General features: G+C 39.0%; 23 protein-coding genes. All 23 read left to right on the plus strand.

Annotated elements, in window-relative coordinates:
- The first annotated feature begins 181 nt into the window (after positions 1-181).
- Positions 182-619, plus strand: coding sequence for a DUF4430 domain-containing protein (locus B7E05_RS11520; RefSeq protein ID WP_080874340.1), 438 nt, complete (start codon positions 182-184; stop codon positions 617-619).
- Positions 620-622: 3 nt separating this feature from the next.
- Positions 623-1,138 carry an ECF transporter S component gene (locus B7E05_RS11525; RefSeq protein WP_080874341.1) on the plus strand — a complete coding sequence of 172 codons (516 nt, stop codon included), beginning with the start codon at positions 623-625 and terminating at the stop codon, positions 1,136-1,138.
- A 659-nt stretch (positions 1,139-1,797) separates the two neighbouring features.
- Positions 1,798-2,835 (plus strand): YpbB family protein, encoded by a 1,038-nt coding sequence (locus B7E05_RS11530; RefSeq protein WP_179134524.1) that lies wholly within the window; start codon positions 1,798-1,800, stop codon positions 2,833-2,835.
- 14 nt (positions 2,836-2,849) lie between these two features.
- Entirely contained in the window at positions 2,850-4,379 is a 1,530-nt protein-coding gene (locus B7E05_RS11535) for a RecQ family ATP-dependent DNA helicase (protein WP_080874343.1), read from the plus strand.
- A gap of 1 nt (position 4,380) precedes the next feature.
- Positions 4,381-4,947 (plus strand): CPBP family intramembrane glutamic endopeptidase, encoded by a 567-nt coding sequence (locus tag B7E05_RS11540; protein ID WP_080874344.1) that lies wholly within the window; start codon positions 4,381-4,383, stop codon positions 4,945-4,947.
- Between the two features lie 10 nt (positions 4,948-4,957).
- On the plus strand, positions 4,958-5,236 hold the full coding sequence (locus B7E05_RS11545) for a hypothetical protein (protein WP_080874345.1): 279 nt from the start codon (positions 4,958-4,960) through the stop codon (positions 5,234-5,236).
- A 240-nt stretch (positions 5,237-5,476) separates the two neighbouring features.
- The gene (locus tag B7E05_RS11550; protein WP_080874346.1) at positions 5,477-6,064 is read left to right on the plus strand and encodes a genetic competence negative regulator; all 588 of its coding nucleotides are present in this window, start codon (positions 5,477-5,479) and stop codon (positions 6,062-6,064) included.
- 153 nt (positions 6,065-6,217) lie between these two features.
- Complete coding sequence (locus tag B7E05_RS11555) at positions 6,218-7,501, plus strand: Glu/Leu/Phe/Val family dehydrogenase (RefSeq protein WP_080874347.1); 1,284 nt, start codon at positions 6,218-6,220, stop codon at positions 7,499-7,501.
- 195 nt (positions 7,502-7,696) lie between these two features.
- Positions 7,697-8,668 (plus strand): YpdA family putative bacillithiol disulfide reductase, encoded by a 972-nt coding sequence (locus B7E05_RS11560; protein ID WP_080874348.1) that lies wholly within the window; start codon positions 7,697-7,699, stop codon positions 8,666-8,668.
- 1,083 nt (positions 8,669-9,751) lie between these two features.
- A complete protein-coding gene (locus B7E05_RS11565; protein WP_080874349.1) occupies positions 9,752-10,717 on the plus strand; it encodes an asparaginase in 966 nt (321 codons plus the stop codon).
- 108 nt (positions 10,718-10,825) lie between these two features.
- Positions 10,826-11,503, plus strand: coding sequence for a glutamic-type intramembrane protease PrsW (gene prsW / locus B7E05_RS11570; protein ID WP_080874350.1), 678 nt, complete (start codon positions 10,826-10,828; stop codon positions 11,501-11,503).
- Between the two features lie 292 nt (positions 11,504-11,795).
- Positions 11,796-12,518, plus strand: coding sequence for a spore cortex-lytic enzyme (gene sleB / locus B7E05_RS11575; protein ID WP_245833251.1), 723 nt, complete (start codon positions 11,796-11,798; stop codon positions 12,516-12,518).
- Between the two features lie 16 nt (positions 12,519-12,534).
- On the plus strand, positions 12,535-13,878 hold the full coding sequence (ypeB, locus tag B7E05_RS11580; RefSeq protein WP_080874351.1) for a germination protein YpeB: 1,344 nt from the start codon (positions 12,535-12,537) through the stop codon (positions 13,876-13,878).
- Between the two features lie 218 nt (positions 13,879-14,096).
- The gene (cmk, locus tag B7E05_RS11585; protein WP_080874352.1) at positions 14,097-14,783 is read left to right on the plus strand and encodes a (d)CMP kinase; all 687 of its coding nucleotides are present in this window, start codon (positions 14,097-14,099) and stop codon (positions 14,781-14,783) included.
- Between the two features lie 154 nt (positions 14,784-14,937).
- A complete protein-coding gene (locus tag B7E05_RS11590; RefSeq protein ID WP_080874353.1) occupies positions 14,938-15,519 on the plus strand; it encodes a lysophospholipid acyltransferase family protein in 582 nt (193 codons plus the stop codon).
- A gap of 116 nt (positions 15,520-15,635) precedes the next feature.
- Complete coding sequence (rpsA, locus tag B7E05_RS11595; RefSeq protein WP_080874354.1) at positions 15,636-16,766, plus strand: 30S ribosomal protein S1; 1,131 nt, start codon at positions 15,636-15,638, stop codon at positions 16,764-16,766.
- Between the two features lie 207 nt (positions 16,767-16,973).
- Positions 16,974-17,870, plus strand: a complete 897-nt coding sequence (locus tag B7E05_RS11605; RefSeq protein ID WP_080874356.1) for a YIEGIA family protein — start codon at positions 16,974-16,976, stop codon at positions 17,868-17,870.
- A complete protein-coding gene (locus B7E05_RS11610; protein ID WP_080874357.1) occupies positions 17,871-18,056 on the plus strand; it encodes a capping complex subunit for YIEGIA in 186 nt (61 codons plus the stop codon). It begins immediately after the preceding gene.
- 196 nt (positions 18,057-18,252) lie between these two features.
- Positions 18,253-19,563 (plus strand): ribosome biogenesis GTPase Der, encoded by a 1,311-nt coding sequence (der, locus tag B7E05_RS11615; RefSeq protein WP_080874358.1) that lies wholly within the window; start codon positions 18,253-18,255, stop codon positions 19,561-19,563.
- 14 nt (positions 19,564-19,577) lie between these two features.
- On the plus strand, positions 19,578-20,618 hold the full coding sequence (locus tag B7E05_RS11620) for an NAD(P)H-dependent glycerol-3-phosphate dehydrogenase (protein ID WP_080874359.1): 1,041 nt from the start codon (positions 19,578-19,580) through the stop codon (positions 20,616-20,618).
- A gap of 57 nt (positions 20,619-20,675) precedes the next feature.
- Complete coding sequence (locus tag B7E05_RS11625) at positions 20,676-20,936, plus strand: stage VI sporulation protein F (RefSeq protein WP_080874360.1); 261 nt, start codon at positions 20,676-20,678, stop codon at positions 20,934-20,936.
- A gap of 350 nt (positions 20,937-21,286) precedes the next feature.
- The gene (locus B7E05_RS11630; protein WP_080874361.1) at positions 21,287-21,484 is read left to right on the plus strand and encodes a DUF2768 domain-containing protein; all 198 of its coding nucleotides are present in this window, start codon (positions 21,287-21,289) and stop codon (positions 21,482-21,484) included.
- A 16-nt stretch (positions 21,485-21,500) separates the two neighbouring features.
- The gene (locus tag B7E05_RS11635; RefSeq protein WP_179134525.1) at positions 21,501-22,220 is read left to right on the plus strand and encodes a hypothetical protein; all 720 of its coding nucleotides are present in this window, start codon (positions 21,501-21,503) and stop codon (positions 22,218-22,220) included.
- Positions 22,221-22,249: the final 29 nt, after the last annotated feature.

Raw genomic sequence — 22,249 nt, forward strand, 5'->3', positions numbered from 1 at the left:
AATATGATAATATAATGGTATGTAAAACGGGAGAGACAGGAAGGAAATTTACAAAAGTGGAAGAAACATTTCCCAGGTCTGGCAAATAAGCTTTTTATGGAAGACAACTCCTTTCATCTCTCCTGATACTATTTATTTAAAAAGGCCTGGCTGGAATGGAGTACGAGAGGAGATAAAACAAATGAACAAATGGTTGAAGTTTTTAGGAATCATGCTATTATCCTTTACTCTGCTGGCAGCTTGCGGTAACGGAGAAGAAGCAGAGGACGATGAAAGCACCAATACTTCTGTCAGCACGAATGAATCAAGCGGGGAAGACCAAGAACTTGCCGAAGATGAAGTACGTTTAACAATAACGATTGATGAAGGCAACGAAAATGTAGCAGAAGAAGTTGCACAAGTGGAAGAAGGAGACATCTTGTTAGATGTGTTAAACGATACTTTCTACGTGGAAGAAGATGATGGATTTATCACTTCTATTGAACGTGTATCAGATGATGAAGAAGAAGGAAAATATTGGATGTATACGGTAGACGGTGAACCAGCGCAGGTAGGAGCCGGGGAATACGAACTGAATGGCGGCGAAGAGATTACATTTGACCTGCAATCGATGGAATAGAAAATGAGCACATACAAGCTGACATTGCTTGCACTGCTAGCAGCTCTGGCGGTAGCAGGCAGATATGCCTTTCAATTTATCCCTAATGTCCAACCTGTGACAGCAATTATTATTTTAACAGGTATTTTTCTCGGTCCGCTATCATCCCTTTTATTAGGAATATTAACTGTATTCTTGTCGAATATGTTACTTGGTATGGGGATATGGACCATCTGGCAGATTATTGCGTGGTGTTTGATTGGCTTGGCAGCAGGAGGTATCGGAATGGTTTGGAAAAAAGTGCCGTTCCTCTTCATTATTCTCTTTTCCGTATTTAGCGGTTATTTTTATGGATTTATTATTTCATTAACAACCTACCAGGTAACTGGACATTTTTGGCCTTATTATCTGGCTGGGCTTCCATTTGATACAGCACATGCTATTGGTAACGGGGTATTTACCGTTCTTTTATATCCATTGCTTCACGTGTTGTTTCGAAAGTATGCTAAAAATAGATTTCAAATGAAGGATTCCCAATAATAACCACAGAAAAATCTGCTGACCAGCAGTCTTTTCTGTGGTTATCTATTTATCACGGACTCAACTTGCGAACTTTAATAAAGTAATTTCCTTTCTATAGGAACAGAGGTTGTTTGTTTCTCCCATACATCTGTTGACAAATATTAGCAGGTGAAGTGTAAGGCGACCGCTGCGGCGGACCGTTTTGCTTTCCTAGGGGCACGCTCTTCAGCTAACTTTTGCCAAGAAGAGCACTTGGCAAAAGGGCATCTTCAGATGGTGCTAATCCCTCAGGAGTCAAAACGGTCCGCCTCCGCTAGCAGAATGTTCTATACGGTTGAAATGGCTGAACAAATAAAAATTAGATAAGACAGAACAGAATTTTCGTGGAGCATGATAAAAATGATCAGCAAGCATGATAATAGCGATCATGTTCATCCTGGAACAGCAAGGGTTTTATGCTTATTCTTAGGTGCGAAAGTTGAGTCACGGAGAAAAAGCTCTGGGAGACGTTATGTTTTGAATTTCAAATAATATAAACAACGAGGTATTCGTGGTATACTTTTTATGAAATTAAAGTAATTCCAGATGATATGAAAACAAGGAGTCCAGTTCATAGACTGTGCTTTGGGCTGCCTTTTTTCAATTCGGATGTTTTCAGTATGAACGGTGGTGTGAGAATGCTTTTTCAGGGGATCATTATCGATTGTTTCCAAAAAATAAATCAAGAACGTACATCTTCGAGCGTTTATAATCTTTTAGTCGGAAAAAAAGCCATTCAGACGATTCAAGATGCCAAGTTTTATCATATTGCTGACTATTATGGTATTTATCCGGATTTGGAAAAAGCGGTTTATAACCAGCAGCTTCAGCAATTGTTGCATGCAAGGTACATACAGGAAGAGGAAGCTCATAAGCTGCAAATAACTGCTAAAGGACAAACTTGGATGTTATCCCATAAAACGGATCTTAATGGTTTTCAAGGATCGAAATACGCAAAAATAATCGAACCATTCAAGCAGCGGCTCTTGCTTTTTATCCAAACTTTCACAAACACCTCTAAGAACCAATACCGGTTCATTCCTATTACCGATAACGTTGACATTGAACAGTTTATTAAATGGACTTATAAACAATATAAACATCGTTCTGCAGAGATTCTGCAGCAATTGTACAAAGAATTGGAAGAGGCTTTATCCGGACTGTCCAATATCGAGGCAGCCATGTTTGTCGATCGTATAACCAGCTTTTTTTCTTATGGAAGCAGTTTGCAACAGCTCTCCCAAGATTATCAGCTCTCTATTCCAGATTGCTATCTGACCTTGCAGAAAACATTTTATCATTTGCTAAACGTACAGGAGAATAGCGAAAATTATCCGATGTTAACCCTATTAACAAAACACTTGCGAACCGTTGATACGTCTTTGAGTCAAACCGCACAATGGACACGCCGGTTATTACAGAAAAAGCATTCGTTTGAAGAGATTATGCAGATTCGCAGGTTAAAAGCAAATACGATTCAGGATCATTTTGTAGAGATTGCCATGCAGGAAGATGCATTTCCTTTTTTTGATTACTTAGATTCTGCTATTTATGAAGAAATTAAAGCATTTGTACATACCAAACAAACGTACCGTTTAAAAGAAATTAAAAATAATGTTCATCCGGATATCACTTACTTTCAAATTCGCTTGGCACTGGTTTTATATAATAAGTAGAGGGGGTGGGAAATATGCGTTTGGAAGAAGCATTGCGTCATTATTTTCATTATGATTATTTTCGGCAGGGACAAAAGGAAATTATATCGGACGTCTTGCGCGGAGAAGATGTACTTGGCGTGTTGCCGACAGGTTCCGGTAAATCTATCTGTTACCAGCTCCCTGCAAAACTATTGGACGGAATCACCATTGTCGTTTCTCCGTTAATTTCTTTAATGATTGATCAGGTAAAGGAATTAAAAGCGGCTTCTTTTAAAGAAGTGATTGCTTTAAACAGTTTTTTGCCTTTTCCGGAGCAACAGAGAGCACTGAACAATTTACACACATATCGGCTTATTTTTGTATCTCCGGAGTGGCTGCAAAAAAAGGCCCATCAATATTATCTCAAGCAGCTGCCAATTAAACTGTTTGTTGTGGATGAAGCACACTGTATATCACAGTGGGGACATGAGTTCCGACCGGATTACCAGCGGCTTGCAGAAGTAATCGAAACACTAAACCATCCGCCAGTTTTAGCTCTGAGTGCCACAGCAACACCAGATGTGCAGGCAGATATTATCGAGAGCTTGCATAAGCCGAAGATGAAAAAACATATTTATCCAATGGATCGGAAAAATATTGCTTTTTGCATCGAAGAAGTAGAAAATGATCAGGAAAAGTTAAAGCAGATTACAGAAATCACAACGTCATATGTTGTCCCTTCTTTAATTTATTTTACAAGCAGGCAAACCGCAGAAGAGACAGCGCTGTCGCTTGCTGCCAAACATCCGAAACGCAACATCGCCTACTATCATGGCGGAATGGAAGCGTCCGAACGCCTGCGAATTCAACAGCAGTTTATGAATAATCAAATTGATATCATCTGCTGTACTAGTGCCTTCGGAATGGGGATTAATAAACCGGATATCCGGCTGGTCATTCATTACCATCTCCCACTTCAAATTGAATCTTATATTCAGGAGGTGGGAAGAGCTGGCAGAGACGGGAAACCAAGTGTCGGCGTTATTCTTTACCAAAAAGGAGATTTTCGTCTGTCAGCAAGTATGGTTAAAAATGAGCTGCCGGCGATGGAAGATATAGACCGTCTGGTTGCAACAGTTTTAAACGAGCAACAACATCCTATGGAGCTGCCACCTCCTGACCAATTGCATATGTTTTTCGATATGAATGAAGGAGCCGCGCGTTTTATACAAAGACAGTTGCAAAAACACGGCTTGGTTCGTGATAATGAATGGATGATAGATGAAACAAAGTGGAAGCAGGTCAGAAGTAAGGTGATGAATTATTTGGAAGAAAGAAAACGATATAAAAATAGCAAACTGTACGAATTATATGAGTGGGTTCAGACGAAAGAATGTTTACGAAAAACACTTTATCAGCCTTTTCAGGATGATTTCGAGGAACCATCCGGGCAATGTTGCAGCAACTGTGGATTCGATTGGCGGAAGTGGGATCCTGTATCGCCTCTTCATACCAGAGAAACGTCATATCCTGGAGATTGGCGAAAAAAACTTCAGAAAATCTTGCATTTAAAAGAGGCATGAGATGAAACAATCTGAGTTAATCAAACAACTGTCCAATAAAGAACTGAGAATACAGTTATTTTTTTCACAAGGCTTATTGTTGTTGGCAGCCTTTGTTCTGAGCTTTTTTCTATTCGACTCGTTTTTCGATTGGTTTCATCTATTCAGATGGGATATACAGGATATGATGACCTTTGGTTTATTGTCTGCTATTCTCGTAGTCCTGATTGAGCTTGCTGCTATGTATATCCTGCCCGAAGAGTGGCAGGATGATGGCGGAATAAATGAGCTTATATTTCAACACCAGCCAATAAGTTTTATTTTTATATTCACGCTTACCGTTGCAATTTGTGAAGAGTTTTTATTCCGGGGTGTTATCCAGACAACATTTGGGTATGTATTTGCAAGTATTCTTTTTGCCGTTGTCCATATACGCTATTTAAAGAAGCCTTTACTATTTATTGCTGTGCTGCTTCTTAGTTTTTATATTGGCTGGGTTTATGAACATACAGCTAATTTGATTGTACCAATTATCATGCATTTTTTTATTGACTTTCTACTTGGTTTAGTTATACGGTTAAAGAAATGAGGTGGTCGCATTGAGCTCCAAACAAAATGATCAGGCAGAAGCACTAAGACAAGCTATTGAAGACGTAACGGAACATCAACCAGAAGAATCGGAACAAACGGAGGAAGACAAACATGAAACAACGGAGCATACCAAGATTGAAGTTGATATATTGAATTTACCTCCGAGAAATGAAGTGCATAAAGACAACCGTAAAATGCGTATTAAATTGAATCTTCCACTATTACGATTTCTGTTTATTGTTGTGTTACTCTTGATTCTTGCTGGTGTTATTATTTGGTTTATTTGATTTTTGAATAAACACGTTCAATAAGCATAATAGGATTCAACAAACACATAAAATGTTATAATCAGTGTACAAGTATAAGTATAGAAAGCAAACCGAATAACATACAATATATACATTCGATGCACATCTATAAACCCATTTTCAAAACGATACAAGCAGGTTGTGTTCATCATTTGGAGATGGTGCATATATTAATATTAATACTTGTTGCAAATGTGAAGAAGATAAGGGGGATGCAGTATGCGGATCGAACGAATTTCAACAGACCAGTTTAAAATTTTTCTTACGTTCGATGATCTGATAGAAAGAGGATTTACCCGTGAGGACTTATGGCATGATGCATCTAATGTTCGTACACTGTTCAGCGATATGATGTACGAAGCAAGCAGTGAACTTGGAATGGAGTTTGAAGGGATGTTGCTTGTACAGGTACACCTCATGCAAGCTCAAGGAATGCATATTTTTGTGACGCATCAATATGAAGATATAGATATAGAAGAAGATGATGAATATATTGAAATGAAAGTGACACTTGATGAAAGCAAAGAGCTTATATTTTCCTTTGATGATTTTGAAGATGTTATTGGAGTAGCAGGGTATTTATCCAATATGCAAATCAAAGAATCCAACGTATATTTTATGGAGAACCGTTACTTTATGATGCTGGATCCTTATGTGCATACAGTCAGACATAAAGAAAATATCATTGGGCTTATGTCTGAATTTGCTCATCCGAGTATCATAACATCTTATCGTTTACAGGAATATGGGAAAGTCATTTTTGAAAGAGACGCCATTTCTAAAATCAATCATTATTTTGCTTCATAAAGAAGCGGAGTATTTTTTGGAAATAAACGGATTATTTCCTGTTATAACCGTATCATCAGACCAGCCGCCTCTTTCGTTGCATATTTCGTATGAAAGTGTATACTGAACTTGGAGTGAGTAAAACATTGATATCATGGCAGGGGGTAAATATTGATGGCAAGCGATAAAGCAGAAGATACTTCTCAAACAAAAAACGAAGAAAATACAGATGTGTTACATTCGACGTTATCCATTGTGGAGACCGCATTAAATAAACTCGGTTACCCTGAAGAAGTATTTGATTTATTAAAAGAACCTTTGCGTATGCTTACTGTTCGTATTCCAGTCCGTATGGATGATGGTAAAGTAAAAGTTTTTACCGGCTATAGGGCGCAACATAATGATGCTATTGGACCGACAAAAGGAGGTATCCGATTTCATCCGGATGTTACAGAAACAGAAGTGAAAGCACTTTCGATTTGGATGAGTTTAAAAGCTGGTATTGTCGACTTACCTTATGGAGGAGCAAAGGGCGGTATCATTTGTGATCCAAGGAAAATGTCTTTTAAAGAATTAGAAGCTTTGAGCCGCGGATATGTTCGTGCTGTCAGCCAGATTGTCGGACCGACAAAAGATATTCCGGCTCCCGATGTATTTACAAATTCACAAATCATGGCATGGATGATGGATGAATACAGTAAAATTGATAAATTCAATAACCCGGGATTTATCACCGGTAAACCAATTGTTCTCGGCGGTTCGCACGGCAGAGAATCAGCTACCGCTAAAGGGGTAACGATTGCTTTAAATGAAGCAGCGAAAAAGAAAGGTATTGATTTAAAAGGAGCTCGAGTTGTTATTCAAGGATTTGGAAATGCAGGCAGTTTCCTTTCTAAATTTTTACATGATGCCGGTGCGAAAGTTGTCGCAATTTCAGATGCGTATGGGGCATTATACGATCCTAAGGGTTTAGATATTGATTATTTACTGGATCGCCGGGATAGTTTCGGAACGGTAACGAAATTATTTGATCAAACAATTACCAATAAAGAACTATTTGAATTGGATTGTGATATTATTGTTCCGGCTGCAGTTCAAAATCAAATTACAAGAGATAACGCACATAATATCAAAGCCTCCATTATTGTTGAAGCAGCGAATGGCCCAACTACGATGGAAGCAACCAGAATACTTACAGATAGAGATATTCTGATCGTTCCCGATGTACTGGCATCAGCAGGAGGGGTTACTGTATCCTACTTTGAATGGGTACAAAATAACCAGGGATTCTATTGGACAGAAGAAGAAATTGACAAACGGCTTCATGAAATCATGATTAAATCTTTTAATAGTATATATAATATGTCCAAAACAAGAAAAATTGATATGAGGCTTGCTGCTTACATGGTAGGTGTGCGAAAAATGGCCGAAGCTTCCCATTTCAGAGGCTGGGTATAAACAGGAACATCAAAAGACAATAAATAAAAAACTCTTCTTTGCCGAGAGTTTTTTATTTTTGTGGTAAGCTGACCTTTTGTATTTGCGATGCAGTGCGCCTCGTTGTACGATAGATAATGAAAAATTTATGTGAAAACATCATATAAAAAGCGAATGTACCGCTTTTGCGAGCGATGGATGAAGGAAGGATAAACAATGCTAGATGAAAAAATAATTATTATCGGAGCCGGTCCATGCGGAATGGCATGTGCATTAGAGCTTCAAAAAAAGGGCGAAAACCCATTATTGATTGAAAAAGGAAATGTTGTACAAACAATCAGTAACTTTCCTACACACCAAACTTTCTTTAGCTCAAGTGACCGATTAGAAATTGGCGGTGTACCATTTATTTCAGAAAATAAAAAACCGGTGCGAAATCAAGCAATGGTTTATTATCGGGAAGTTGCCGAAAGAAATGAACTGCGGATAAACGCATTTGAAAAATTAGTATCTCTTGACAAAGACGGCGAAAGCTTTTATTTAAAAACCGTCAAAAGAGATGGCAGCGAGAATGCATATCGTGCGGAAAAAGTAATTATGGCTACAGGGTATTATGATCAACCTCATTATTTAGATATCCCTGGAGAATCATTGCCAAAAGTGATGCATTATTTTAAAGAAGCACATGAATATTATAACCAAAAAGTGGCAGTTATCGGCGGTAAGAATTCATCTGTTGATGCTACGCTGGAATTGCATAAAGCAGGAGCGCATATCACGGTTATTTATCGAGGAGATAACTATTCGGAAAGTATTAAACCGTGGATTCTGCCTGAATTCGAATCACTTATTCGAAACGGAAAAGTAGATATGATATTTAACGGGTCTGTGACAGAGATAACAGATACACACCTGACTTATGAAACAAATGGGCAAGAAGTGACGATTGAAAATGACTTTGTTTTTGCTATGACAGGTTATCGTCCGGATTATAGCTTATTAGAACAAGTTGGCGTAAAGATTAATCTTGAAAACGGCAAACCTATTCATGATGAGAAAACAATGGAAACGAATGTGCCAAACTTATATATCGCAGGTGTCGTCGCAGCTGGTTATGATAATAATAAAGTGTTTATTGAAAATGGCCGTTTTCATGGCAAGCAGATTGCTGCATCTATTTTCTCTTAAACAACATGCTTAAGAAGAACCGGGTTAAAAGAGCGATTCTTACCCCTTTTTCAAAATAGGAATATACAGTTGCGCAACGAACTGTTATATTTTGGAGACAGGGAATATAACATTCCGTTCCAGTGAAACAGGCAGCGGGAGGTTTTATTCCTCCCGCTGTAACATGTGTTTTGTAAGTTAATGTCTCGACTTCCGCACTTTAAGAAGTAACTTCTTTCTATTGGAACAGGGGATGATCGTTACTTCCATACAGCTGTTGACAAAAATAGAAGGTAAGGTGAAAGGCGACCGCTGCGGCGGACCGTTTTGCTTTCCTAGGGGCACGCTCTTCAGCTAACTTTTGCCAAGAAGAGCACTTGGCAAAAGTGGATCTTCAGATGGTGCTGATCCCTCAGGAGTCAAAACGGTCCGCCTCCGCTAGTAGGATATTCTATACGGTTGCAATAGCTGAACAAATAAAAGTTCAATCAGACAGAACACATTTTTCTTAGTGCATGTCAAAAGATGTTATTACTTCCATGCGCTGCAGAATTCTATTAGAGCGCAGGCTAAAACGGTGACTCCTGGAGTTAGGACTGGGGCTGCGATTACTCGCCCCACCGAAGAGCTTTTGCGCTTACCAATGTTGTCAGGTTAATAAATTTTCAAAAAATAATAGTTGCTATAAGCATAGAGCAATAAAGCTAACCAGCGGAGGAAAAACACGGAGACTCCTGCGGGAAAGCGCAGTGGGAAGACCCCGCAGGAAAAAAGCGAACTTCTTTTTTCCGAGGAGGCTGAGCTCAAGCCCGCGGAAAGCGTAGTGTTTTTCCGTAGCGGTCATACTAACCTGACAACATTGCTGCGCTTACTCACCCCATCGAAAACATTTGTACGTCGGAAAGCGGAGTGGTTGGCCGGAGCCGAGCTATACACCATACCCTGTTCAAAAAATAGAAGGATGATATAACGAAATCCAAACATGATAATAGCAAGCATGTTCATCCTGGAACACCAGTTTTTTTATGCTTATTCTTAGGCGCGGAAGTTGAGTTAATCTTAAAAAAGAAAGTTAATTACATAACTGGCAAAGAAGGTAATGACATGAAAAAAGTTTTAATGATTGCAACAGGCGGCACCATCGCAAGTGATAAAAATGAGGAAAGCGGTAAATTAGCATCAGGTGTATTAACTGGAGAAGAAATCATTGAAAAATGTGATATACCGGATGATATTCACGTGAAGGTGGATTCTTTCGTCCAAAAAGCAAGTATGCATTTACATTTTTCCGATTTAATCAAAATCAAAGAAAAATTAGATGAATACTTAAAAAAAGAGACTTGGGATGGTATTGTTATTACACAAGGTACAGATACGTTGGAAGAAGCATCTTATTTTATGCATCTTATTTCGAATTACAGTATTCCAATTGTATTTACCGGGTCACAACGTTCTCCCAAGGATATAGGTACAGATTCTTTTATTAATATTAAAAATGCTGTTTTGGCAGCATGCAGTGAAGATTTAAAGGATGTCGGCGTAACAGTGGTATTCAATGAACGTATTTTCCATTCCCGCTATGTCCGAAAAGAGCATGCTTCCAATATTCAAGGGTTTAATGCTTTTGGCTACGGCTATTTAGGTATTATTGATAATAATACTGTGCGTGTATTCCAAAAACCAACTTACCGCGAATATTTAGAAATTAAAACAGAGCTTCCAACTGTTGATATTATCAAAGTATATATGGATGCGGATGGAAAATATATTCAAGCAGCGATAGATAGTGGTGTAGATGGTCTTATTCTGGAAGGGGTAGGAAGAGGACAAGTTTCAAAGGCAATGATGCCTGCTATTCAAGCATGTATCCGACAGGGTATAAAAGTAGTGATTACCACTTCTGCTGTAGAAGGCGAAGTTTATCCGACTTATGATTATGAAGGAAGTACGTATGATCTCCTGGAAAATGGCGTTCTTTTAGGAAGAGATTATGATAGTAAAAAAGCGAGAATAAAACTGCTTGCCGGCCTGGCAAGTAACGTGGAATTAAAACATTTATTTGATATATAATTTTTCATTGTTTGATATGGAGTTACACGAGTCCAGTCATGCAGGAGCTGCCCTTGACATGAATATAGGATGTACCTGTCATCGATGAAAGAAGAGGAGTAAGAAACCATGATAGCTGCTCTATCTGCTGGTATAGCCCCCGCTGTTGCTTTTATGACATTTATTTATTTACGTGATCGCATTACAGAACCGCTTTGGTTGATAGCGCGTATGTTTATTGCTGGTGCCTTAATTGTATTACCGATTATGTTTATCCAGTACGGTCTTCACGCGGAACTGGGCAATGTTCCCATTGTTGTCGAAGCGTTTCTTTTCAGTGCGTTCTTAGAAGAGTTTTTTAAATGGTTTATGTTTATGTTCTTGATTTATCAGCATGAGGAATTTGATAATCATTATGACGGAATTGTATATGCCAGCGCAATCAGTCTGGGGTTTGCTTCCTTAGAAAATGTGTTTTATTTATTATCAAATGGCATTGAGTTTGCATGGATGCGAGCTTTGTACCCGGTTTCTTCACACGCCCTTTTCGGGATTATTATGGGATATTATTTAGGAAAAGCAAAGATGAAACCAAAATATAAACATAGATATTTAACAATTGCTTTTGTGATGCCATTTCTATTACATGGTATCTATAACTACATACTGCTTGGATTAAATCAATTTATTATTATCTTGTCGGTCTTTTTAATTGGTGTATGGATTTTCGCGATTTACCGTTTAAAGCACGCCAGAATGTATGATAGTCGATTTCCTCTCCTCAAAATATATAAAAAAGATAGCTAAAAAGCTGATGAACTTCTTGTTCGTCAGCTTTTTTTAGTTATAAAAAACATCATCTGAAGAGAAAAAAGGAACTGCTCATCCGTTATTAATTTGTTTTCTATAGTTTATGAATAAAAAGTAGAATTGCACAAAAAATAGCCTTAGGTAAATATTTCTCTTTTACTCATCTTTTTGTTTCTCAATTGAATGATTCAAAAGAATGAGGAGAGAAAGAAATGGAGGCATCATTATGATAAATTGTCACAAATCGATGGTTTACAGCTTAACACTTTTGGTATTCCTATCTGCATTTATGTTTGCAAAACCAGTACAAACAAATGCATTTAGTGACCAAGTGATTCAACAGGGGGCAGTTGGAGACGACGTCATTGAATTACAAGCCAGATTAAAACACATTGGTTTTTATAATGGGGAAATCGACGGTGTATTTGGCTGGGGAACTTACTGGGCTTTAAGAAATTTCCAATATGAATTTGGTATGGAAATTGATGGGATGGCCGGGCAAGCAGCAAAAGATAAGCTCACACAGGCGACAGAATTTGATAAAGAAAAGGTACAGCAAGAAATGTACGGAACCGGGAATGATTCTACCCCATCAGAAGGGAACAATGAAGGAGGGGAAAGCGCGCCCACCAGTTCTGTAAATGTTCCTCAAGGATACTCCAATAATGATATCCAGCTCATGGCAAATGCCGTATATGGCGAAGCGAGAGGAGAGCCTTATGAGGGACAAGTAGCCGTTGCATCGGTAATTCTTAATCGAGTGGATAGCGAGTTGTTTCCTGATACGGTATCCGGCGTTATTTTTGAACCAAGAGCATTTACAGCAGTTGCAGATGGCCAAATATGGCTGGAACCTAATGAACAAGCCAGAGAAGCAGTAATTGATGCGATTAATGGCTGGGACCCTTCCGGCAATGCAATCTATTATTTCAACCCCGATACCGCAACATCAGGATGGATTTGGTCAAGACCGCAAATTAAAACAATTGGAAAACATATATTCTGCAGCTAGAAAGGTGTGAAAATAAATGTATCGTTGGATTACAATTACATTGTTGACCGTAGCTCTAATTTCGGTTTCTATTTGGGGCTACCAAACCAATAAACAAAAAAATGATCTATATGTTCAAACAGAGAATGAATATCAAAGGTCCTTTCACGAGCTCACTTACAATATGGATGTGTTAAACGATCAGATAGGTACTTCGTTAGCAATGAATTCACCTGACAAATTATCACCGCAGTTTGTGGATATTTGGCGTATCAGTTCCGATGCACATGCAAATACTGGACAACTGCCAATGGGGTTACTGCCGATTCATAAAACAGAACAGTTTCTATCCGATTTAGGAGATTTCACATATCAGACTGCTGTTCGTGACTTGGATGACGACCCATTAACGGATGAAGAAACAGCGCAGTTAGAAGAGTTCTACCAGCAATCCGGAGAAATACGGGATGAACTCAGAGAAGCGCAGCATCTATCCTTAAGTGATGGATCGAAATGGATGGATGTAGAACAAACGTTATTAAATAAGGATGAAGCAAAAGATAATGATATGGTAAACAGCTTCCAAACTGTAGAAGACTCTTTTGATACTTCTACAGAGGAGACGCCTGAAGACAGTACTACCAGTACAAGAACGGAAGATCATTCCTATAAAAATGTAACAGGCGATGACCTCACAGAAGAAGAAGCGTTGAAAGAGGCTGAAAAGATTTTTGGTAAAGAAAATGGAACCGATTGGACAATTACGAAATCAGGCGATGGAGCATTAACCCCGATGTATAGCATTTCCTATGATGAAAATGGAGAAAGAGGCTACGCAGATTTAACGGTGAAAGGCGGCCACCCGCTTCATTTGTTAGTTTCCAGAGACGTAGAAGAAAAGCAGATAAGTCTGAATGAAGGAAATGAAATTGCGGAAGATTATCTTTCTGAACTTGGCTTCGATGAGATGGAGCTTTTCCAAAGTAGCGAATATGATCAGATCGGTGTATACTCTTTTGTTTATGAAGAAGATGGTGTGCGCGTGTTCTCTGATGCTGTGGAAGTGAAAGTAGCTTTAGATAATGGAGAGATTACAGGTTTGACGGCAAATAATTACTTTCAAAATCATACGGACCGGGAGATACCAGAACCTGCTATCTCAGAGGAAGAAGCACGGGACGCAGTTAATCAGGACGTTACGATCCAAGAGAATCATTTAGCGATTATTGATGATGATCAAGGAGAAGAGGTTCTCTCTTATGAATTTTTAGGAACCAGAGATGATGCGACCTATCGAATATTTATAAATGCAGAGACAGGCGAAGAAGAAAAAATTGAGAAACTGACAGAAGCAGAAATTAATTATAATTCTGTGGTATAGGAAGATATCAAATAAACGAGCCTTCGAAAATATTTTTTCTTATTTTCGAAGGCTGTTTTTATCAATATCCTGAAAAAGTCGGATCACTTGTTGTAGAATGTGGCCATGTAATTCCTGTCTTACTCACGGCTGTTTAATCAATTACAGATATGTTATGATAATATAGTGTAGAACTTGCTTGGCATTCGTCAGGCTTTTTAATGGCAGGAGTGAAGAGAATGGAAAGTATTTCAATTGCAATTGACGGCCCGGCGGCAGCTGGAAAGAGCACGGTTGCCAAGCAGATTGCAAAAAAACTTGGAATTATTTATGTGGATACAGGAGCGATGTATAGGGCGCTCACTTACCAGGCGCTGCAAGAAAATATCGACCTGGAAGATGAAAATGCGGTTATGGAAATTTTAAAAAAGATTGATATCAGACTTGCACAACAGGAGAATGGACAGCGCGTATTTATCGATGAGAAGGATGTCACTGCTGTAATCCGTTATCCGGATGTGACGGCTTCTGTTTCCGTGATTGCGAAACACCCGCTGGTTCGAAAAAAAATGGTAAAAGCACAACAAGAACTTGCACAAGATCATAGTGTAGTAATGGATGGACGCGATATAGGATCCCATGTTTTACCAGATGCAGATGTAAAAATATTCCTTATTGCTTCTGTAACAGAGCGTGCAAAGCGCCGTTTCGAGGAAAACAAAGAAAAAGGCATCCCCGCTGACTTACATACACTAGAAAAAGAAATAGAGAAACGGGATGAACTTGACTCTACCCGGAAAGCATCCCCATTAATTCAAGCAGATGATGCGATTGAATTGGATACTACTTCCCTATCCATCAATGATGTGACAGAGAAAATTCTCGATATTTGCCAGCCATTTATTAAAAAACGCGGTGTCCGGTAAGTTTTCAGGCAAATGTCTCCCGTGTATTTTTACGGACTCATCGTTTATGTACATAGTCTGCAATAATGGGCCAGGTTGAATTTATTCAGACGGTTCCTTTGCATACTATGTCCGACATGCAAGCAGAAAAGGGTGAAAACAGGGGGTGTATTGCATGCTGTATCATTTGGCGAAATATCTCGTTGCGATTCTTTTTTATCCCTTATACCGGATTAAAGTATCGGGAAAGCACAACATACCAAAAAAAGGGCCGGTTATTATTTGTACGAACCATACTTCTAATCTGGATCCTCCTGTAGTGGGAATTACAGCTCCCAGGACTGTTTATTTTATGGCGAAGGAAGAGCTTTTTGAAGGGAAAATTTTTGGCGGACTATTACGAAGAATTCATGCTTTTCCTGTTAAAAGAGGATTAGCTGATCGAAATGCTTTGCGAAGCGGTTTGAAATTTTTAAAAGAAGGGGAAACACTCGGCTTGTTTCCTGAGGGAACAAGGAGTAAAGATGGCAAACCGGGGAAAGCGTTGCCAGGCGTTGGCTTTTTTGCACTCCGTTCTCAAGCGGACGTCGTTCCCTGTGTTATTATCAGTGAGTATAAATTATTCCGCCGGACGAAAGTTGTTTATGGGAAACCAATGGATATAGAATCGTTTCGAAAAAACAAAGCTTCTGCGAAAGAAATGTCAGAGGGAATTATGGAAGAAATCAGAAATTTATACGAAATTCATAAAAATTAATTGTCTTTACTTGACAAATAAAACGAATTATTAGAAGTTATATGTAGAGTATAATGAATCATCATTCTGCTATTCGAATGTATGAATAGGTGAACTGTAACTAGGAGGCTAAGGATATGAGTGAAGAAAATAAAGACCTTCAGGTGTTAGAAGTTGGTACAACGGTAACAGGGACAGTTATAAAATTAGAAGAAAAACAAGTTCTTGTAGATATCGGATATAAAACAGAAGGTATTTTGCCGATAAGCGAACTTTCCACACTACATGTAGAATCTACTACTGATGTACTGTCAGAAGGAGAAGAAGTGACTTTAAAAGTAAAGAAAATCGACGATGATGAAGTAGTATTATCGAAAAAAGCAGTAGATGCAGAGCAATCATGGGAAGAACTTGAAAGAAAATACGAACAAGGAGAAGCCTTTGAAACAACAGTTAAAGAAGTAGTTAAAGGCGGACTTGTTGTTGATGTTGGTGTACGAGGCTTTATCCCGGCATCATTAGTTGAAACGTATTATGTGGAAGATTTCAGTGATTATTTAGATCGCACGTTAAAAGTGCGAATCACGGATATCGACCGGACGCAAAATCGTGTTATTTTATCACACCGTGCGATTGTAGAAGATGAAGAAAAAGAAAGAAAAGAAAAAGTGTTACAATCCTTAAACCCGGGAGATGTGATTGAAGGGGTTGTTCAACGTATTACCAATTTTGGCGTGTTTGTTGATTTAGGAGGCGTCGATGGACTTGTTCATATCTCGCAACTAGCACATGAACACGTTGAAAAAGCTTCCGATGTTGTTTCTGAAGGAGATACCATCAAAGTAGAAGTTATTTCTGTCGATTTAGACAGTGAACGCATCTCTTTATCTCATAAAAACACATTGCCTGGACCTTGGGCAGAAGTAAGTGAAAAAATTAAGCCTGGTTCTACGGTAGAAGGTGTTGTCAAGAGATTGGTCAGCTTCGGAGCATTTGTTGAGCTGTTACCTGGTGTTGAAGGGCTTGTTCATATTTCTCAAATCGCTAATCGACACATTGGCACACCGCAGGAAGTTCTTGAAATTGGACAAACTGTGACTGTAAAAGTATTAGATGTCAATGAGGAAGAACAACGTATCTCCTTGAGCATGAAAGAACTGGAACAGGAACAAGAAGAAAAAGATTATAAGCAATATGAAAAATCCGACGATCAGCCAGGTTTCCAACTTGGAGATGTGATTGGTGACCAGTTGGATAAATACAAATAATGAAAATCGAAAAGCTGTACATACGTATGTACAGCTTTTTTATATGTTCAAAAGTATATTGTATAAATTTGAGCTGCGGCTTTCGGTGGGGCAAGTAAGCGCAGTTCCGTCTCTTCATAAGGAACCAACTATGCTCTTGCCAAGTTTTCTTTAAATAATCCGTCTAAAATGAGCCATACTAACACTTAAGAAAAAGAGGTGATATGTATGGAAATCGAATCTTACCTGAATGTCATTTTATTTGGGGTTGTTGCTGGGACACTGACCAGGTTAATCACTTTGCGGAGTGATTACAGGCAGTATCCTACATATCTGCATGGGCGGATTATTCATGTATCATTAGGTTTTATTGCTGCATCACTGGGAGCATTAGCTATCCCTGCACTGTTAGAATTAGAATTTACAGCTGTTACTTTTTTAACAGTGGCTGCAACACAATTTAGAGATGTACGAAGTATGGAAAGAACGACATTAACGGAGCTCGATCAATTTGAATTGGTTCCCAGAGGAAATACGTATATTGAAGGGATTGCCATTTCTTTTGAAGGAAGGAATTATCTTGTGATGTTTACAGCTTTCTTAACTTCACTGGCTTATGTTTCATGGGGATGGTTTCCTTCCACAGTCGTTGGTGTATTGGCTATTGTTGCTTCGCTCAGCTTTATGAGCGGTTCTACGTTAAAAGATATTGTTGAAATAGAAGAATCGGAAATATCTTTTGATGGAGCAGGACTCTATGTCGATAATATTTACATCATGAATATCGGACTGGATGAACGACAAGAAGAAATTTCAAAATACGGAATGGGTTTTATACTTAAACCCAAAAACCTGAATGTTGTTACAACAATCAGTAATTTAGGACAGCGGCAGGCTATTTTACATGATGTTTCTGTTACCCTGGGTATTTATAAAGACGCCGGGACTCCTGCACTGACTCCTTTAATAAAACGGGATTTAGATGATGGCAGATTAGGTGTTTTTATCCTGCCGCTTGTGCGGGATACGGAATTTGCAAAAAAAGTAATCGGTTCTGTTCCAGTTTTGGAGAATGCTATTAAAATGCCTTCAGAAGCTACATTTCTAAAAGGAGGTAAAAAGTAAATGGTTGTCGAAAAAGCAATTCTGGCTATTATTACGACGAAGGAGGAAAGTGTTGGAGGCGGTGCCCCTATTTTTATTTGCTCCTCAAAGGAAGAGCTTGCATTATTCGCAAACAATCTGGAAGCAATAATAGACGGGATTTCCCATCAATTGAGTGAGGAAGTCTATATTATTGTAAAGCACTAATGAGAAGATAGACGTTCAAAAAGCCTGTTAAGCATTCTTTTAACAGGCTTTTGAATAGGTGCTTAAATATTTCGTTGTGGAACTTTCTTACTTTTGCTAGAATAAGACTGAGGTGCAGTCAGACTTCCATTCTACTGCATGTCGGAACCTGCTGATATATTAGAAGGAATTTTGAAAAAGAGAGGATGTTCCTTACGTGAGGAAATCTGTAGTAGCGATTGTTGGTAGACCAAATGTTGGTAAATCAACGATCTTTAATCGATTAGTTGGAGAAAGAATTTCCATCGTGGAAGACACACCAGGTGTTACCCGCGATCGTATTTATTCGGAAGCAGAATGGTTAAATCAACCATTTAACATCATAGATACTGGTGGTATTGAAATGGTCGATGAGCCATTATTAAATCAAATGAGACAGCAGGCTGAAATTGCAATTGATGAAGCAGATGTTATTGTTTTTATGCTTAACGGCAGAGAAGGCATCACCGCAGCTGATGAAGAAGTTGCAAAGCTATTATTTAAATCAAATAAGCCTGTCGTTTTAGCAGTGAATAAAATGGATAATCCAGATATGCATGAAATGATTTATGAATTTTACGCATTAGGATTTGGACAGCCATTTCCAATTTCCGGCACGCACGGCTTAGGGCTGGGTGATATGCTTGATGAAGTGGTCAATCATTTTCCAGATGATCAGGGTGCGGAAAAAGAAGAGGATACGGTTTATTTCAGTGTTATCGGCCGTCCCAATGTAGGGAAATCATCCCTGGTGAATGCTTTATTAAATGAAAATCGTGTCATCGTCAGTGAAATAGAAGGCACAACGAGAGATGCTGTTGATACGAAATTACGTAAAGACGACCAGGATTTTGTCATTATTGATACGGCAGGAATGCGCAAACGCGGTAAAGTATATGAAAGCACGGAAAAATATAGCGTTTTAAGGGCCATGCGAGCGATTGAGCGCTCTGACGTTGTCTTGGTACTGATTGATGCAGAAACAGGCATCAGAGAGCAGGATAAAAAGATTGCAGGGTATGCGCACGAAGCGGGACGGGCAATTGTTATTGTTGTGAATAAATGGGACACAGTTAACAGCGATGAAAAAGCGATGAAAGATTTTGAAACAAAAGTCCGGGCACATTTTCAATATTTAGATTATGCTCCTATTGTATTTTTATCTGCGAAAACAAAGAAACGGCTGCATACGTTAATTCCAATGATTCAACTAGCAAGTGAAAGCCATGCAAGACGTATCCCGACAAACGTCCTGAATGATGTTATCATGGACGCCATCGCTATGAATCCGACACCTACACTAAAAGGGAGAAGGCTGAAGGTATTATACGCTACACAAGTAGCTGTGCAGCCGCCTAGCTTCGTTGTATTTGTCAATGATCCGGAATTAATGCATTTCTCTTATAAAAGATTTTTAGAAAACAAAATTAGAGACGCTTTTGATTTTACAGGAACACCAATTAAATTATTTGCACGACAGAGACGATAAAGGGGAGATAGATGATGAGTAAGGTTGTAGTACTTGGTGCAGGAAGCTGGGGTACAGCACTTGCAATTGCCTTAGCTGATAACGGCCATGAAGTGCGCATGTGGGCACACCGAAAAGAACATGTAGATGAAATAAACCGGACGCATCGGAATGATAAATATCTGGATGTCGATATTCCAGATAAAATTACTGCATTTCACGATATGGAAGCAGCAACGAAGGATGCAGATGCAGTGATTGTCGTTGTGCCGACCAAGGCTATACGTGAGGTTTGCCGGCAGCTTAAAAATGATATTACGTCAAGTACGCAAATTATTCATGCAACCAAAGGAATTGAACCCGGTACTTTAAAACGCGTATCTGAAATGATTGCTGAGGAAATACCGGATTTCCCTTATGAGAATATTGTTGTTTTATCCGGACCAAGTCATGCAGAAGAAGTAGCACTGCGTCATCCGACAACCGTATCTGCATCAGCAATTAATCTCGACAGTGCACGTCAGGCTCAGGATTTATTCAACAGTGAACATTTACGTGTCTATACGAGTGATGACATCGTGGGAATCGAAGTAGGCGGGGCGCTCAAAAATATCATTGCTTTAGGGGCAGGTATTTCAGACGGTCTTGGTTACGGCGATAATGCAAAAGCTGCACTAATCACACGTGGTCTGGCTGAAATTGCCCGTCTTGGCACAACACTCGGAGCAAATCCATTAAGTTTCCTTGGTCTGTCTGGTGTAGGTGATTTAATCGTTACTTGCACAAGTGCGCACAGCAGAAACTGGCGGGCAGGGAACCTGTTAGGTAAAGGGATGAACCTGGATCAAGTACTAGAGGAAATGGGAATGGTTGTAGAAGGGGTACGCACGGTCCAAGCAGCACATCAATTTGCAAAAGAACAAGGTGTGGAAATGCCGATTACCCAAGGGATTCATCAAGTACTTTTTGAAGATAAAGCTCCAAAAGACGTGGTAGATGAATTAATGAACCGCTCCAAGCGTCAAGAAATAGATGATATAAGCAATCTTTTAAAAGAACGTTATTCAGATAAGTAACACATTGTTATCCTCCCGGCATATACTGTGATGAATGAAATGCAAGGAGGAAACCATGTGAATAATTTTCAAAAAGGTATGTTTGATAAAATACAGAAGAACTCCAACATTAATCCTGAGGAAGTATACAAAGTAGCTGATTCGGTAAAGCATGCTGATTTTTCGGATGAAAAAACCGTCCGGAATCTTGTTAAGCAGCTCTCAACAATGGCGAATAAACCCCTTTCCAAGGAACAAGAAGACAAAATTGTAAAATCCGTGGTTAACGGCAAAATGCCTGGAGATGCAAATTCTTTAAATAAATTATTTAGAAAATAGGGTTTTATAGGCGGTTGAGTATACGGATTTTCAAAATAATGCATAAGATAAATCGCACCAGCATTCAAGGAATAGAGTTGCTGAGGATTTTATTTAGTCAGCCTATGGTGAAGTTACCCCCTTTGCCATAGGTTTTTTAATATCTAGGGAATTATAAAAAATTTACTTGTGGATAACTGTTTGCCTCTAAACGCCATGTCCAGTTACAAGCGCCAAAAACCCGTCACTGCATGAAGAATGGCATTTTATATTTTTCAATGTTTCGTCAGTTATCCGGAAGCATATTGCGCAAAAATTATGTTATAATAGCGTCTGTTGAATGTATTTTGATTGAAATAGGGGGGAAAGCTTTGTCAGTATCCATGTTAATGATGTACATATCTTTTGTAGGCATGTTTTTATTAATCTTAGCTACCGGCCTGATTGTTTGGAGCAGAACGAAGCTGCGGGGCTGGTTTGGCGGTATCGTTACGTTGTTAGCGTACATAAGTCTCGTCAGCGGAGCTTTGATTATTTTATATGTTACATTTAGCGGACCAACCAGATAGGAAAGGGAGTTTCATGATGAAATATACATATTTATTGGCAATACCTTGTTTTCTCCTGCTCTTAAGCGGCTGCATGTATCCGCAAAGTGAACAGTCGGAAAATCAGGTTCCGAATGAAGAGCAATTAGCTGTTGTCCAGCAGGCCGTTGAAACCTATAGAGAAGGAGAAGATGGTTTAGTGCCAATCCAGACCAAAGACAGCGAAACACATATCTATGAAAAATATTTAATCGATTTCAGACCGATGCTGGAGAAAGGGTATCTTTCAGAAATACCGGGAAATGCTTTTGAGGAAGGCGGTGTCTATCAATATACCATTGTTGATCCGGAAGGAGACCTCAAAGTCAGGCTAATTGATTTACAAGCTACGGAGCAGTTACGGAGCGTCAACGTACGATTGGACACGTATAGACAAGAGCATACGTATCCGGCATTCGGGCAGAAAATTACCGATCAAATATATACAGTAGATTATGAAAAACTTGGTTTACAAGAAGCGCCAACCGTAAAAAGTCCTTTTACACAAGCTGATTTACCAATTGTAATGGATTTAGACGGAAATCTATACATTGATTATGCTTATGATTTGAATCAGGCGCTGGAGGAAACAGATGATGATTATGAAGAAGGCGAAGATATCCGTCACCTTTTAGTAGATGACTCACCATTTGTCCCTGCGTATTCCATGCCATATACCGTAGAAGATGGACAAGCAGTATTTATGGAAGAAGAATAAACGCAAAGCCGTACAATGGATTGTACGGC

It is taken from the genome of Oceanobacillus timonensis, assembly GCF_900166635.1.
GTDB classification, from domain to species: domain Bacteria; phylum Bacillota; class Bacilli; order Bacillales; family Amphibacillaceae; genus Oceanobacillus; species Oceanobacillus timonensis.